Here is a 15,760-nt window from a genome sequence, read left to right on the forward strand (position 1 = left end):
TTGCTGGAAAATGAGGTGTGACGGCGGGCAGGGGCGCTTGCCCGCCGCCACGTCGATCAGTTCGAGGAGGAGCCGGACTTGCCGGAACCGCCCGAACCGCTCGAACCTGTGGAGGAAGACGAGCGCCCTTCGCTCTGACGCTGTTGGCCCTGCTCTTGTTGGCCCTGTTCTTGTTGGCCCTGGCGCTGCTGGTCCTGGCCGTGACCCTGAGAGTCCTGCTGGCCCGGCTGGTATCCGCCGGTTACGCCACCCTGCCCGCCATAGCCGCGCTGCTCGGCCTGCCCGCCCTGTCCGCGCTGGTCCTGTCCGCGCTGGTCCTGTCCGCGCTGGCCGTTTTCATCCTGATCGCGGTCGCGCTGGCGATCCTGCTGCTCCATCTGGCCGGACTGGTTCTGCTGACCCTGCCGGTTCTGATTGCGGCCGCTTTCGTTCTGGCCCTCGCGATTCTGATTGCGCTCGTTTGCCATGTCTGGTTCCTTTCCCATGTGAGAACCGGAGCGGCAGCAGCGCCGCCACCTCGATTCTGCATGAGACTGGCATGGCCGTTCGGGGGGGCACTTATCCTGCATTACCCACCCGCCGCGCCCTATCGTCAGGTGCACCCGATTGGTCGATGGTGAAGTCCACAGGCCGGAGACTGCCGGTCGGCGCGATACCCGATAAAAGGCCGTCGGAGGCTCGGCAGATTATACCGGCGCCCCGCCAAAAAAGGCGCAGACCGATTCGGCTGATGATATCATCCTAGATAATTGTCCTCGTATTACATCATCTTCGCACCGCGAGCCGATGGCTCGCCCTGTTTCCACGGTGAGTTGCACTAGAATCAACACGGGACTTAACATTTGAGCAGGAGTGCAGGGGCGACTCCTACGACACTACCGCCTTACGCTTGATATGAGGAGGACTTCGATGACCAACGCTTTCCTGCAACGTTTGTCGCACGCAGCAGCACTCACCCCGAGTGAGATCGGCGTCCTCGAGGAACTGTGTCGCAATCCGCGGGAAATCCCGGCGAAGAAGTACCTTTCACGTGACGGCGACGAAATCGTCACATTCCCTGTCATCCTGAGCGGCTGGGCGGCCCGCTATCAAATCCTCCGCAACGGCGCGCGCCAGATCACCCGTCTGCTGCTGCCGGGCGATGCGTTCTATTTTGATTCCTCACCCGATGCAGTGGCGATCGAAGAGGTCATCACGCTGAGCCCCTGCCAGATCGTCAACATTCCGCATGCCGACATGAACCGGGCGATCGAACGCTACCCCGCAATCGGTGAAGCCATGCGCAATTACGGCTGCATGGAAAATGCCATTCTCGCATCCTGGGTCGTCAACGTGGGGCGCCGCGACGCGCTCGAGCGGATGGCTCATCTGATCTGCGAGGCCCATTTCCGGCTCACCCTGGTCGACGCGGCGCAAGGCAACCAGTTCTTCTTCCCCCTTACGCAGGATGATCTGGCTGATGTGCTGGGGCTTACGCCGGTGCATATCAACCGCAAGCTCCAGCAATTGCGGCACGAACGGCTGATCGCCCTGCGATCCAAGCAGATGTCCATTCTCGACCTGCGCGAACTGCAGCAGGTCGCCGGGTTCGACAGCGCCTATCTTGCGCCGCGCACCGACAACAAGGACACGCTCGGCCACTACAAGGCGATTGCCGCCTGACCCCCGCCTGCCCCGACTGACCGGGCCCCTTCCCGCGCCATTATCGGCGCGGGCGCGGGCAGTTCGGCGGGCAGGGCGTCTGTAGGGGTGCGTGCGCGGATTACCCTTCGCGGGCAAGCATGAGGTTGCACAATTCGGCGACAATCCGTTCGCTGTCCGCCGGCTTGCTGATGCACGGGCCGTCCGCCAGATCTTCAGGCAACATCGCCGCATCATATCCGGTCAGAAACACGAACGGGATTGCGTGATCGCGCAGCGCGCGTGCGAAATCCAGCGAGTGGGTCCGCCCCAGATTGATGTCGATCAGACCTGCGTCGACCGACCCCAGCGCCAGCAATTCCGCCAGGTCCGGCGTGGTCGCGGCAATCGCCACGATCTGCGCACCGGCGCGTTCAAGCAACCGCCGGGAGTCCTCCGCCTGGAAGTAGTCATCCTCGACAATTACAATTCGGCGGCCAGCAAGAGGCTCGGAATTCATATACGGCCCAATCTGTGGCTGTGTGTCTCTAGAATGCTCGGACCTTCCACCAACGGGAACTCCAGTTGCGCCAGAACTCCGGTGTCGTGCACGTCGAGCCGGCCCGTGCCGCGCAGTTCATACGGCACCCGTTCCTCGATCAGGCGGCGGCCGAAGCCCTTGCGCGGTTTTTTCGAGTTACCGTGCGGCGAGGTTTCCTGCCACCGCAGCGAAACCCACCTTTCGGCATCCTTGTCGCTGAGGGTCCAGATGATCCGGATATGCCCCTTGTCGCCCAGCGCCCCATACTTGATCGAATTCGTCGCCAGTTCGTGAATCGCCAAGGTTACAATCTCTGCCGCGTGCGGGGAAAGGGCCACATCCGGGCCTTCCACCATGCATTGATCGGGCCGCGCGGCGTGCACCAGCAGCTCCTCGCGCACCAGTTCGCCAAGGTCGACCCGTGTGCCCGGCGACCGGGTCAGCGTGCCTTGCGTGCGGCCCATGGCCTGCAAGCGGCCGATCAGGTGATCGACATATTCATCAACATTGCGGTGGCTGGGGGCCGATAGGCGCGCCACCGAACGCACCATGCCGATAAGATTGCGGACCCGGTGCTGCAGTTCGGCGACCAGCAGCTTGTGCCATTCCTCCTGACGGCGGCGCTCGGTCGTGTCGACCATTGCACCCAGCATCCGGACCGGCTTTCCTTTGGGATCATAGAGGAACCGTCCGCGTCCGGACAGCCAGCGAACCTGGCCATCGCGTTGGCACACGCGGTATTCGCTCACGTATTCCTCGCCCGTTTTCATGGCGTGGTCAATCTTCGCCTCGGCCTGCCCGATATCGTCGGGATGGACCCCTTGCGTCCAGATTTCGTAGGTCGGGCTGACTTCACCGACTTCGTAGCCCTGCTGGCGGAAATGTTCGGCCGACCAAGTTATTTCGCCGGTCTCGACATTCCAGTCCCACAGCCCGACCTTGCCGATCTCGCTCGCCACCCGCAACATCTCGGCGCCGTGGGCGAGTTGCTCCTCCGCCTTCCTGCGACCGGTGATGTCGGTCGCCATGCCGAACCATTCGGTTATCTTTCCGCACTCGTCCAGAACCGGCACGGCGCGCGAATTGAGCCATCTGACGGCCCCTTCGGGATTGATGATACGGTGCTCTATATGCAGCGGCGTGCGCTGCCGAATGGCGGCCTGGAGGGCTTGCTGCACCGCATCGTGGTCGCCTGCAGGGATATGTTCCGTCAGCAGGTTGGCGATCTTCCTTTCGGAGCCGAGCGGTCCGCGCCCGTCGAGCTGCTGGATATCGGTGCCATCCGGGTTCATCCGGAAAATCAGGTCCGAGGTGGAATCGATCAGCGAATGCAGCCGGCTTTCGCTGTGGCGCAGCGCCAGCTCCATTTCCTTGCGTTCCCGGACATCCTCGAACAGAATGCCAACCAGAAATGGCGCCGTGTCGCCGATCGGAAAAGCGAACACGTCGAACCACCGGCCCATGGCGGACGATTCGCTTTCGAAGCGTTCGGCAACGCCGGTTTGCGCGGTCCGGCCATAGATCTCGATCCAGTGATCCTCGATATCGGGCTGCATGTCGCGGATGCGTTTGCCGACGGGGTCTTCGAGGCCGGTATGCTCGACAAAAGCGCAGTTGGCTTCGAGAAAGCAGTAGTCTTCTGGCTCGCCCGCTTCGGAAAACAGCACCTCGGCGATGCAGAAGCCTTCGTCGATGGCGTTGAACAGAGTCTTGTAGCGCGCGTCGATCTGGCGCTGGCTTTCAAGGGCTGCATATTCGCTGCTGACATCGCGCACTTTCGCGATGATGGCGTCGCGCCCTTCGCATGGCAGCCGGGACAGGACGATCTCGAACAGCTGCGAATCCCGCGATCCTGCGGACAGGCTGACGTGCTCGTCACCGCTCGCCAGCACTTGCTCGCAACCGGCGCACCATCCGTCGGCCCATACGGGAAACCGTCCTTGCAGCGTCTGACCTGTCAGTTCATCGCCTTCGAACATTTTTTGCATGGCATCGCTGATCGCCACGCACCGCCAGTCGCGGTTCGATTCTCCCGCGTCTCCGATCGGTTCGAGAATGCAGGCCGCGGCCGGGAACGCCTGAAAGGCGGCGCGAAAGATGTTTTCGCCCAGTGCTTTGCCGTCACCCTGCGCGCTTGGATCACCCCACATGGACATCGCCCTTGTGCAGCAGCGGGCTGCATAGCCGAGTGCGAATTCGCAGGTTGGCGGCGCCTGCATGTGCGGGGCTGAAACGACGGATTTGGTTGAGAGCGCAAGACAAAGCCAAATGACCATACGCGCACTAATCGTAACCCATCCTAATCCAGATTAGAATCACTCCTCTTCGATCTAGCCTATAGCGCCGCCCATCCATCCGTCAGGCACGGAGCAGATTAACTCAGTTGAGGGACGAACCGGCGCCGGCAGCACATTGCCAATCTTTCGCCATAGCCGAGAGGAAACGAAATTGTCTGCCATTGTGAAACTTCTGGGCCTGGGGGCTGTCGGCTATTTCGCAGCCAACCAGTTCGCCAAGAGCCGCCGCAAGCATCATGCCGCATTCGACGATGATCAGCGTTACGACACCGCCAATGCGGTCCGTGATGCGGGGCCGGAGGCTATGCGCGACAAGCCGGACGCCCATTGGTCGGCCGTGGATCAGGCCGCCGACCAGAGCTTTCCCGCCAGCGATCCACCGTCCACCTACTGACAGGCTGGCAACGCGCCGATCATCCGGCTCGCCATAGCTTGCGTTTGGTGCAACCAGTCGCATCATCCCGGCATCTTCTGATAAAAATGATTAGATTCTAGTACGTCGGGGATGTGGGCCTCGGCGAATCAAGGGGGGTGACAAATGACAGAATTGGCCTCTGCGGGGATCGAGCCGTTGTTTCGCCTGCTCAGCCGCTACATGGTGCTCGATGACGATGACCGCGCGGCACTGTCCATGCTCGAAGTCGGGCCGATCTGCACCAAGGACGCACGCGCCGATCTGGCCCGCGAAGGGGAGAACCCCACGGTCATCCGCCTGCTGGTGTCTGGCTGGGCTTGCCGTTACAAGGATTTGCCCGACGGGCGGCGGCAGCTCGTCGGCTTCTTCCTGCCGGGCGATTTCTGCGACCTGAGCGTCTATATACTGAGCGAGCTCGACCATTCGATCGGCGCGCTCACATCGGTGCGATATTACGAGATTTTGCCGCAGCAGTTCCAGCAGGTGCTGGATGCGCGTCCGCACCTGCTGCGAGTGCTGCTGTGGCACGAAATGGTGGCTTCGGGCATCCAGCGCGAATGGCTGCTGTCGATCGGGCAGCGCACACCGGTGGAGCGGCTATCGCATCTGTTCGTCGAGCTGTATCAACGGCTCAAGGCGGTCGGACTAGTGCAGGGGCACAGCTTCGATTTTCCCATCACCCAGCACACCTTGGCCGAGGCCAACGGGCTCAGCCTGGTCCATGTCAATCGGACCTTGCAGGAGATGCGGCGCGAAGGGCTGATCGAACTGGCGGAACGCCAGCTGACAATTCTGGACTTGGACAAGCTCAAACAAGTGGCGATGTTCAACGACAACTACCTGCATTTCAACCGCGAATAGGCTGAAGGCGAGCTGGGCCCAGGCTACCGAGCCTAGACCGCCGGCAGCGTCTGCGCGGCAAAGCCCCAGCCTGCCAGGGCAGCCGAGCGGGCGCGCCGGATCAGCGCGGCAGCATCGCCGATCCCGAAAGGCTGGGCATTGTCCGCCTGCTCCAGATCGCACCAGGGGATTGGTACCGCCACCGGAGCATGACTGCGGGCGCGGGCGGAGTAGGGCAGGACCGCCGTCGCTCCGCGTTGGTTGCGCAGCCAGTCGATGAAGATCTTCCCCTTGCGTTTGGCCTTGGACATGGTCGCGGTGAAGCGTTCGGGTTCGGCCAGCGCCAGCGCCTCCGAAAACCGGCGCGCGAAATCCTTGTGCTCGTCCCATGAATGCCCGGACGTCAACGGCACCACCACGTGCACGCCCTTGCCGCCCGACAGCATGGCAAAGCTCACCAGCCCGAGATCAGCGAGCTGGGCGCGAATGTCGCTCGCAGCGCGGGTGATGGTGCGGAATTGCAGCCCCTCGTCGGGATCGAGATCGAACACCATGCGATCTGGCGCTTCGACCGCATCGGCACGCGCGCCCCAGCCGTGGAATTCGATCGTGCCCATCTGCACGCATTGCAGGATGCCGCGCGCGTCCTTGATGAACAGGTAATCCTCGTGCCCGCCGTCCTTTTCGCGGATGGGGATGTGGTGCACTCCTTCGCCGAAGCTGCCGCTGTCGTGCTTCTGGAAAAAGCACTTGCGCGCCCGGCCCTGCGGACACCGCACCAGACTGACCGGGCGATTGGCGGCAAACGGCAGCATCAGCGGCGCGATGGCGGCATAGTAATCGGCCAATTCGCCCTTGGTCTGGCCGCTATCGGGGAAGATCACACGGTCGCGGTTGGATATAGCGACTTTGGCCGCGGTGTTGTCAGGCGCGGGTTCGGGTTGTTCGGGGCGCACCTCGCCCGCAGGCTTGTCGCCCCGCAGACCGAGGAAGCTGGCATGGCGCACACGGCCCTCGGCGGTGAACTCGGCAAACGCGATCTCGGCCACCAGCTTGGGTGTGACCCATGTGACCCCGCGCGCGGCGGCGCGATCCATTTCCAGCGGGGGCGTCTTGCGTTCGATCCGCTTCATTTTGGCGGCGAGATTGGCAAGGGTCTCGCTGTCGAAACCGGTGCCGACATTACCCCTGTAGACCAGCGTATCACCCTCGTGCTGGGCCAGCAGCAGCGAGGCGAACGGGCGACCGCGCGATGCAGACGCCTTCCATCCGACGATCACGAATTCCTGCCGCCGCGTGCACTTGACCTTGACCCAGTCGCGGCTGCGGCGCGAGGCGTATGGCGCGGCGATCGCCTTGGAGATAATCCCCTCCTGCCCGGCATCGCACATTCCGCGCAGCAGGCGCTCGCCCGCTCCGATGACATGATCGGCCACATGGATCGGCGGTGCTGCCCCGGCGAGCAGCGCTTCGAGCTGCTCCTTGCGCTCGATATTGGGCAGCCCGGCCAAATCCTCGCCGCCGAGTTCGAGCAAGTCGAAGGCGTGGAAGGCGAGCGCATCGCCTGCCCCTTGCGCGCCGTGGCCACGTTTCAGCACCTTCTGCAAGGTAGCAAAATCGGGGTTCCCAGCCGCATCATGCGCGACGATTTCGCCGTCGAGCAGCGCCGAAGGCAAGTCGAGCCCGGCCAAGGCTTCGACCAGGGGGCCGAACTTGTCCGTCCAGTCCTGACCTGAGCGGGTATAGACGCGAACCTCACGGCCCTTGACCGCCGCCAGCGCGCGGTAACCGTCGAACTTGATCTCATGCATCCAGCCATTCCCGGTCGGCACGTCGTCGACCAGCGTCGCCAGCTGCGGCGGGCGATACCGGGGCAGGGGTGCGGCGGCGGACCTGCGCGATGTTTTCCTTGCCGCTCCAGAAGCCTTGGCTGCCTGCTTCATGCGGGCGGGAACGGTGCCCCGGTCTTCCTGCGGCTTTGCCTTACCCGCCTTCCCCGACGCGATCTCAGCCATCGATCGACCGGTGAGGACACTGGTCAGCCCCTGTTCCACCAGCGTGTCGCCTGCGCCTGAATGAGCATCGTCGAGCTTGCGCAGCAGCCAGTTCTCGCGCTTTTCGCCCGGCTTGGGCTTGAGCCGGATCAGCAGCCATTCACCCTTCATCCGCTCCCCATCCAGAGTGAAGTGCAGGTGGCCCTTGTCCAGATCCTTCGCGCTCTTGCCGGGAACCGGTACCCACGTCCCGCGATCCCACAGCATCACTGTACCGCCGCCGTATTCGGCCTTGGGGATCGTGCCTTCGAAATCGGCATAGGACATCGGGTGATCCTCGGTGCGCACAGCAAGCCGCTTGATCGAAGGATCGGGGCTTGGCCCCTTCGTCACCGCCCAGCTTTTTAGCACACCGCCGATTTCCAGCCGCAGGTCCCAATGCAGCCGCGTGGCGTCGTGCTTCTGCACGATAAAGCGGTGGCCGGAAGTGCCCGCCTGCGCCTTGCCCGCAGGCTCCGGCGTCTTGGCAAAGTCGCGCTTCGCATTGTATTGGGCGAGGGGATCACGTTTTGCGGGCATCGTCCGCACTCTTACCGCGAAGTTTGTCGGCTTTGCGTTCGAGCAACCCCAGAACGGACAGCATCAGCAGCCCGACCGGCGTGGCAATCGCCACCAGCGGCCACTGCGCCGCGCCGCAGGCGATTCCGATCACCGCCGTCAGGAACAGGTGCGCGGCGGTGGTGATGTTCTGCACCTCGCCCTTGTTGAACACGATAAGCCCTGCGCCGATGATGCCGATGAACGCCCCTGCCGCTTCGTACAGGCGCAGCGGATCGGCGTTGGGCATATCCATCGCGCCATAAAGCCCGATGACCGAAACCGTGATCGTTGCAGCGGCAAGGCAGATCAGGCCGTGGGTGCGCAACCCGGCGGCGTGACCGCGCAATTCGCGGTCGAGCCCGAGCAGCAGGCCGAGCACGGCCGCAAGGCCCAGCCGCAGCACGAGGTCAGCATCGGCCCCAGCCAGGGGAACGGCAGCGTTCAGTTCCATCAGGCGCTCTTGCGGGTGCTGGCTGAAGCCTTCTTCTTCGCAGGTGCCTTCTTGGCGCCCTTGCTGCCACCCGTGGCCCCGCCGACGGATTTCTTGAGCGCGGCCATCAGGTCGATCACGTTGCCGCCTGTAGCGACCGGCGCTTCGACATCATCGATGATCGCCTTGCCGGACTTCGACTTCGCCTTTTTCTCGATCATCGAGCGTAGCGCTTCGACATAGCGATCCTCGAACTCGCCTGCATCGAACGGCGCCGTGCGCTTGTCGATCAGCGTGGTCGCAAGGTCGAGCAGTTCCGCACCCGGCTTGATATCGTCGATATCGTCAAAGAACGCGCGCCCCTGCCGCACCTCGTCGGCGTAACGCAGGGTTTCCAGCAGCAGGCCCTTGCCGCAGGGCTTGAGCGCGACCAGCTTCTCGCTCCCGCGCACGGACAATTGCCCCAGTCCCACCTTGCCCGCCTTCCGCATCGCGTCGCGCAGCACCACGAAAGCTTCTTCGGCGAGTTGATCTTTGGGCGCGACGTAATAGGGCTTTTCGAAATAGAGCGGATCGATCTCGCCGTTGTCCACGAACTGCACCAGTTCAAGCGTGCGCTTGCTTTCGATCCGAACCGCTTCGATCTCGCGCTCCTCCAGCAGGACATAGCTGCCCTTGCTGATCTCGTAGCCCTTGATGATGTCGTCGCGGTCGACCGGTCCGATGCCGGGGACCACCTTTTCATAGGCGATGCGTTTGCCGCTCGGACGGTGGATCTGGTTGAAACGGATCTTCGCACCCGATTGCGTGGCGGAGAAAATCTCGACCGGGATCGAGACCAGCGCCAGCCGTATCTGCCCAGACCAATATGCACGTGCAGCCATTTGCGGTGTTTTCTTTCAACCTTGTCTTGCGGGCATCAGATTGCGAGGATGCGTGCCCAGCTTGCGGTCTGAAACAGGTTCGGGGCTGCCACACTAACATAGGCGTATGCCTCCGGGCGCGGGCGGGACGACACAGGGATCATGGTCGTCTGCCGACTCGAACACAGGAAAACCCAACCATGACCGACAAGAACAACAAGCGCGACGCGCTGCAGATGCTGGCCGACGATCACCGCAAGGTGGAATCGCTGTTCGAGAAATATGAAAGCGCGCGCGGCGCATCCGCCCAGCAAAAAATCGTGCACCAGATTTGCGAAGAACTGATCATCCACACGATGGTGGAAGAGCAGGTGTTCTACCCCGCGATACGCGACGCGGTGGAAGCCGACATGATGAACGAAGCGCAGGTCGAACACGACAGCGCAAAGGCGCTGATCGTCTCGTTGCAGAATGCCGAACCATCGGACGAATATTATGATGCCAAGGTGAGCGTGCTCAAGGAGCAGGTCGAACACCACGTCTACGAGGAGGAACGCCAGCGCGGCAGCATGTTTGCAAAAGTGCGCAAGACCGAGTTCGATCTCAATGCGCTCGGCGAGAAAATGGCCGAGCTGAAAGCGCAGTTGCAGCAGCAGGCCAAGGATGGTGACCTGCCGCAGCCCAAGCAGGTCGCGCTTCAGGCCTGATATCGGCGTCAAATGGCACAGGCGGCAGGACAGGACTGGGCGCAGGGCAGCGTGCCGGACATGGCGCAACTGCGGGCCTCGGCGCGAAGCCTGCTGGTTCAGGCTGATCGGGCAGGCATGATCTTGGCGACCGCGGAAAGCTGCACTGGCGGCTTTCTTGCCTCGCTACTGACCGATATCGAGGGTTTGAGCCATTGTCTGGACCGGGGCTTCGTCACCTACTCCAAGGCGGCCAAGCAGCAGATGCTGGGCATCGGCCCTGACCTGATCGATCGGCATGGCGCAGTCAGCGAGCCGGTGGCCCGCGCCATGGCGGAAAACAGCCTGTCGCGTGCGGGCTGCGATCTCTCCCTGGCGATCACCGGCCTTGCGGGAACGCCGGATATGGAGGAGTCAGAAGGCCCCGGTGTCGTCTATGTCGGTGCTGCCATCCCTAGCCAATCATGGGTTTACCGCGTCGATTACGGCCAGCGACCACGCAGCGAGGTGCGTAACCTCGCCGCTTTCGCAGCCCTGACGATCGGCATCCGCACAGTGACCGGACGCACTGCCGACTAATCTTCGGTTGTGTCGCGCACCAGCGCCAACGCCACGTCCTGTCCGGCAGCACCAGCCAGCACCATCAGCGTGCCATCCTGGCGTGTGTGAACCTGGCTGCTTTCCCGTTCGCCGGTCACGGTGTTCACATGAGTGACCTTGTAGCTGCCCGGTTCGAGGCCCGAAACCTCCAGCGCTGCGGGCTTGCCGCCCTGCTCGGGCGCCGCCATCAGGCAGACGACCGCCTGAGTTTCGTCGCCGCAGCCGCAGGCCAGCCCGATGAAGTCATGCGCCATGAGCCGCGTTCCCAGCGGTCGGCGCTGCAGGCGGTGCCAGTCGACCAGCGGCAGGAACTGCGCCAGCACCGTCTGCGCCCGATGCATTTCGGGCAGCAGCACATGCGGCTTACGATAAGGCCAGCGCATCCCGCCACCTGCGCCTCCGCTTGCGATATGCGCCCACTGTGTGCGGCGGAAGCAATCCGTATCGAAATCATCAGGCAGGCTGATGTGGTGGTCCGTGAAGGCATGGATCGGCCCATGCTCCGTATCGAGCAGCGGACGGTTCGGCGGGCATTGCTCCAGCGCCTTCGTCATCAGCCGTACGGTGGCCTTGGCCGGGTCCAGCGAACAGCGCGGGTGATCGATCGTGCCGCGATCGTAAAGATGGACACTGGCGAAATCGAGCGACGGATGGCGGAACGCGATGTCCGCGAGTTCCGGGCGTTTCTCAAGCACCGGCAGATAGACCGATGCCGTCTGCAGGTGCGCGCGCCCATGCAGCCGCAGTTCCTCGGTGCGGAGCGCGTCCGAAACCTCGGCGACGAAGGTTTCAACAGCGGCCATGTCGCCGCCGGAATAGAAGCTGTCGATCTCGTTCCACAGGTCCCAGCCGAAGATCGCCGGACTGTGGCCCCAGCGCCGGGTAGCAAACCGGAGGCGATTGATGATGGCGGCGCACGTGCGGGCGCAGGTGAACATTTGTCTGACCGATCGGCACGGCCCACCGGCCGCGCGCGAGTAAGGATGGCTGCGCCAGCGCCGGGCCATGAAGAAGGTATCGAAGGGCGTGATCAGGAACCGGATGCCATGCCGCTCGCCCAAGGCGATGAGATCGTCCCACAGCTGCACCATCGCCGGGCTGAACCGGCCGCAGCGGGTTTCAAGATGGCGGTGCGAAACCTGGCTATAATCGAGCATCATCCTGACGCAGTTGACGCCGCTGGCGGCAAGCATCGCGAAGTACCGTTCGACCGCTGCGGGATCACGCCTGCGGTAAAGCGGGGCGATGTTGGGCCAGGTGACAGCCTCGTTGACGCCAACAGGAGTCCAGACAGCGCCGGATTCGGTTTCGAAATAGGGCGCCTTACTGGCGCAGCGCACCCAATTTCGCGCAATTGGCGGCGCATCGGAACGGCTGATGACGCGTTCGCGCAGAGCTTCGGCGTGTCTCATTCCGCCGCCACCATCTCGATGAGCGCAGCCTCCTCCTGTCGCCATGCGGCATCCAGCCGCCGCCACGTCGCCAGTGCCTGCCCGACGATCTGGTCCATGTTGTAGTATCGGTAGGTCGCCAGCCGGCCGACGAAGGTCACACCATCGCAGGTGCGGGCAAGCGCGGCATAACGGCGGTACAACTCCTGCGCTTCAGGATTGGGAATGGGATAGTAGGGATCGCCCATCTCTGCCGGGTATTCGCGGGTGATGCTGGTGACCGGCGCGTTCTGCCCGGTCAGGTGTTTGTATTCGGTGACGCGGGTATAGGGCCTCGCGGGATCGGGGTAATTGACCACCGCCACCGGCTGCGCCTGTGCGAGCGGCAGCGTCTCATGCTCGAACCGCAGCGAGCGATAGGGCAGCCGGCCCAGCCGATATCCGAAATATTCGTCGACCGGCCCCGTCCAGACCAGATGATCCCACGTGATCCCGGCGGGAAGCCCGGCAAAGGACTGGCTGGTCATCACGTCGATATCGGGATGCGCCAGCATGTTCTGAAACAGTGCCGTGTAGCCCAGCGCCGGCATGTACTGGTAGTCATCGGTGAAATAGCGGTCATCGGTGCTGGTGCGCGCCGGAACCCGCGCAGCCACGCTCTTGTCGAGATCGCGCGGGTCCATGCCCCACTGCTTGCGAGTGTAGCCTTCGAAGAACTTGGCGTAGAGATCCTCGCCCACCTGCGCCACGACCGTGTCGCGCGAATTGCGGATTTCGCCCGGATCGACCGCGACCGATTGCAGATATGCGGCCGCCTCCTCCTCGGTCGAAAGGTTCAGCCCGTAAAGCCGGTTCAGCGTGGTGCGGTTGATCGGCATCGGCACCAGCTTGCCGTCCACCTGTGCCTGCACGCGGTGTTCGTAAGGCCGCCACGCCGTGAAACGCGAGAGGTATTCGAAGATGTCGCGGCTGTTGGTGTGGAAGATGTGCGGGCCGTATTTGTGCACCAGAATGCCCGCCGCATCATGGAAATCATGGGCATTGCCGCCGACATGGTCGCGCTTGTCGATCACCAGCACCGAACGGTCGGAACCTGCCGCAATCCGTTCGGCCATGACAGCGCCTGCAAAGCGCGCGCCGACCACCAGCACATCGTAATGCCGCCGTTCCCGCCTCGGACCGGTGCCGATGATCTTGGTAACCTGCCGTGTGATCAGCGCGTTCTGCACCTTGCGGGCAATGGCCCCGACGATGCGGTCCCAGCTCTTGTCCGCCAGATACTGCTCTGCCTGCGCACGCCAGTCCCCGCGCGTCGCCGCCCCGGCGGATAGCAGATCTTCGCACGCCGCGACGAAGCCGGATGCGTCCTCGGCGATCCGGATACTGGGACACGCACCGTAGCTTTCCACCACGTCCGTGATCGGGGTGGAGACCACCGGCAGGCCACTGGCCATGTATTCCGGGGTCTTGGTCGGACTGATGAACTCGGTCGAGGCATTGCGCGCGAACGGCATCAGCGCCGCGTCCCAGTGCGCGGCGTAGGCGGGCAGCTCGCCATATTCCTTGCGGCCGAGCCAGTGAATATTGGCCGGGCGCGGCAGGTCATCGGGGCTGATCTTCACCACCGGGCCGACCATCACGAACGACCAGTCCGGGCGCAGGCGCGCCATTTCGCTCAGCAGTTCAAGATCCATCCGCTCATCGATCACGCCGTAGAAGCCGAGCCGTGGATGCGCCAGCTGCGCCTGATCCTGCGGGTCGAGCACGTCTGCCGCATCGCGGGCAAAATGCGCGATATCGACGCCCGAAGGAAAGCAATGGATGTTGTGATGCTGCCCGCGCCGCGCTTCGTACAGGCTGCGTCCGCCGCACAGGACCATGTCCGCGCGTCGCAGCAGTTCGTTCTCGCGTGCGGCGATATCTTCCGGCGCGAAGGCGAAGTTCGCCAGCTCGTCCATGCAGTCATAGACCACCAGGTCCGCCGTTGACGAAGCGCTGAACGCCAGCATCATAGGCGTGTAGTACCAGAATATGACAGGGCACGTCTGGCCCGCCAGTTCGGCATCGAGCAGCTGGCGCAGCGCGTGCTCGCTTGCCTCGGCATCGAGGCCGTCGGGCAGGACCGGCACCACGCGCATAGGCCCGTCGCTCAACGTGACGCAGTCGAGATGCGGCGTGCGGCACGCCGGATCGCGGCGCGGCTCCTCCCAGTAGATGACATCGAACTGATCGAGCAGCCGGGTCATGATGTGCTGCGGCCGCTGGAATACCAGGTTCCAGCGAAGATGCGAAAAGCAGATGATGACCGGGCGCTCTGATGCGGCAGGCGTAGGGTTGTGCTGGGGTATGCGGTGCATCGCGTAAGGCTCCGGGGTGCCAGCCACCTGCCGGAATGGGCCGGCGAGTCGCGGCTGGTCGAATCAATCCCTAGCCCGCCGCAATCGCCCGCTGTCTTACATAGGTGAAGCTGCAGGTTTTCGCCCGAATTCTCCCGTTTTCCGAACCCATGTTGTTGGGATGGCGCAGCCGCGCCCGCAGTCTTCGCGCGGGCTGCCAGACATGCGTTCTGGCGCCGCGCGACCTTCCCCTGCGTTGCTTTGAAGGATACCCACCAATGGCGAAGACCGTATCGAAAAAGACCGTGTCGAAGTTGCAGGAAGGCAAGCTGCCGGGCAGCGAGTCCGAGCTTGAACCCAAACCCGAATGGGAGCCGCGCTATCCTGGTTCCGGCCGGCTCGATCGGAAGGTCGCGATCGTTACCGGGGGCGATTCCGGCATCGGCCGCGCTGTCGCCGTGCTGTTCGCGCGCGAGGGTGCGAACGTCGTGATCGCCTATCTCGAAGAGGATAAAGACGCCCAGAAAACCGCTGAACTGGTCGAGGCAGAGGGCGGCAGGGCCGTAACCATCGCGGGCAATATCGGCGAGCGCGACCATTGCCGCGAAATCGTCGACCTTGCGGTCCGATCGTTCGGCCGGATCGACATCCTCGTGAACAATGCGGGCGAGCAGCATCCCGACAAGGACGTGACGCAAATCTCCGAAAAGCAGTTGCAGCGCACCTTCCAGACCAACGTCTATGGCATGTTCTACATGGTACAGGCCGCGATGAGGCATCTGAAGGAAGGCGCGGCGATCATCAACTGCACATCGGTGACGATGTACAAGGGCGCGGACGAGCTGCTGGATTATTCCGCCACCAAGGGCGCCATCACGGCCTTCACCCGCAGCCTGTCGGAAAACCTCGTCGGCAAGGGCATCCGGGTCAACGGCGTGGCGCCGGGGCCGATCTGGACCCCGCTCAATCCGTTCGGCGGCGCGAGTAAGGAGAAGCTGGAAGGTTTCGGCGAATCCACCCCGATGGGCCGTCCGGGACAACCCAACGAGGTCGCGCCCGCGTTCCTGTTTCTGGCGTGCGAGGATTCCAGCTACATGAGCGGGCAGATTCTGCATCCCAACGGCGGGATCGTCGTCGGCAGCTGAAC

At 63.3% G+C, this 15,760-nt stretch carries 14 protein-coding genes; 7 read left to right on the forward strand and 7 right to left on the reverse strand.

Translation table 11 applies throughout. The features are described 5' to 3' along the window. Positions 1–143: 143 nt before the first annotated feature. Positions 144–620 carry a hypothetical protein gene (locus J3454_RS08330; protein ID WP_349513306.1) on the forward strand — a complete coding sequence of 159 codons (477 nt, stop codon included), beginning with the start codon at positions 144–146 and terminating at the stop codon, positions 618–620. 289 nt (positions 621–909) lie between these two features. Continuing rightward, positions 910–1,662 carry a Crp/Fnr family transcriptional regulator gene (locus J3454_RS08335; protein WP_349513307.1) on the forward strand — a complete coding sequence of 251 codons (753 nt, stop codon included), beginning with the start codon at positions 910–912 and terminating at the stop codon, positions 1,660–1,662. Positions 1,663–1,762: 100 nt separating this feature from the next. Here J3454_RS08335 and J3454_RS08340 read toward each other — a convergent pair whose 3' ends face one another. Then, complete coding sequence (locus J3454_RS08340) at positions 1,763–2,140, reverse strand: response regulator (RefSeq protein ID WP_349513308.1); 378 nt, start codon at positions 2,138–2,140, stop codon at positions 1,763–1,765. Next, positions 2,137–4,311, reverse strand: coding sequence for a PAS domain-containing sensor histidine kinase (locus J3454_RS08345; RefSeq protein WP_349513309.1), 2,175 nt, complete (start codon positions 4,309–4,311; stop codon positions 2,137–2,139). Before J3454_RS08345 ends, J3454_RS08340 begins: the two co-directional genes overlap by 4 nt. 310 nt (positions 4,312–4,621) lie before the next feature. Here J3454_RS08345 and J3454_RS08350 point away from each other — a divergent pair, with 310 nt between their 5' ends. Together J3454_RS08350 and J3454_RS08355 are read left to right on the forward strand one after the other, a co-directional pair. After that, positions 4,622–4,852, forward strand: a complete 231-nt coding sequence (locus J3454_RS08350) for a hypothetical protein (protein WP_349513310.1) — start codon at positions 4,622–4,624, stop codon at positions 4,850–4,852. 144 nt (positions 4,853–4,996) lie between these two features. Next, on the forward strand, positions 4,997–5,734 hold the full coding sequence (locus J3454_RS08355) for a Crp/Fnr family transcriptional regulator (protein WP_349513311.1): 738 nt from the start codon (positions 4,997–4,999) through the stop codon (positions 5,732–5,734). Positions 5,735–5,766: 32 nt separating this feature from the next. On the opposite strand, the gene ligD is transcribed toward J3454_RS08355, so the two are convergent. From ligD to ku, 3 genes are read right to left on the reverse strand one after another with little or no spacing between them, the layout of a single operon-like run. Further along, entirely contained in the window at positions 5,767–8,286 is a 2,520-nt protein-coding gene (gene ligD, locus J3454_RS08360) for a DNA ligase D (RefSeq protein WP_349513312.1), read from the reverse strand. Further along, positions 8,270–8,758 (reverse strand): MgtC/SapB family protein, encoded by a 489-nt coding sequence (locus tag J3454_RS08365; RefSeq protein WP_349513313.1) that lies wholly within the window; start codon positions 8,756–8,758, stop codon positions 8,270–8,272. The genes ligD and J3454_RS08365 overlap by 17 nt, the downstream gene beginning before the upstream one ends. Then, positions 8,758–9,621, reverse strand: coding sequence for a non-homologous end joining protein Ku (gene ku / locus J3454_RS08370; protein WP_349513314.1), 864 nt, complete (start codon positions 9,619–9,621; stop codon positions 8,758–8,760). Before ku ends, J3454_RS08365 begins: the two co-directional genes overlap by 1 nt. 179 nt (positions 9,622–9,800) lie before the next feature. On the opposite strand from ku, the gene J3454_RS08375 reads away from it, so the two are divergent. Next, on the forward strand, positions 9,801–10,307 hold the full coding sequence (locus J3454_RS08375) for a hemerythrin domain-containing protein (RefSeq protein WP_349513315.1): 507 nt from the start codon (positions 9,801–9,803) through the stop codon (positions 10,305–10,307). Between the two features lie 12 nt (positions 10,308–10,319). After that, positions 10,320–10,865 (forward strand): CinA family protein, encoded by a 546-nt coding sequence (locus J3454_RS08380; RefSeq protein WP_349513316.1) that lies wholly within the window; start codon positions 10,320–10,322, stop codon positions 10,863–10,865. Here the strand turns inward: J3454_RS08380 and J3454_RS08385 are convergent. Together J3454_RS08385 and glf are read right to left on the reverse strand one after the other, a co-directional pair. After that, positions 10,862–12,298, reverse strand: a complete 1,437-nt coding sequence (locus tag J3454_RS08385; RefSeq protein WP_349513317.1) for a glycoside hydrolase 5 family protein — start codon at positions 12,296–12,298, stop codon at positions 10,862–10,864. The genes J3454_RS08380 and J3454_RS08385 overlap by 4 nt on opposite strands. After that, a complete protein-coding gene (gene glf, locus J3454_RS08390) occupies positions 12,295–14,634 on the reverse strand; it encodes a UDP-galactopyranose mutase (RefSeq protein WP_349513318.1) in 2,340 nt (779 codons plus the stop codon). Before glf ends, J3454_RS08385 begins: the two co-directional genes overlap by 4 nt. 257 nt (positions 14,635–14,891) lie before the next feature. On the opposite strand from glf, the gene J3454_RS08395 reads away from it, so the two are divergent. Beyond that, positions 14,892–15,758, forward strand: a complete 867-nt coding sequence (locus J3454_RS08395; RefSeq protein WP_349513319.1) for a glucose 1-dehydrogenase — start codon at positions 14,892–14,894, stop codon at positions 15,756–15,758. The last annotated feature ends 2 nt before the right edge of the window (positions 15,759–15,760 follow it).

It is taken from the genome of Erythrobacter sp. NFXS35, from assembly GCF_040148725.1.
Lineage (GTDB): Bacteria > Pseudomonadota > Alphaproteobacteria > Sphingomonadales > Sphingomonadaceae > Erythrobacter.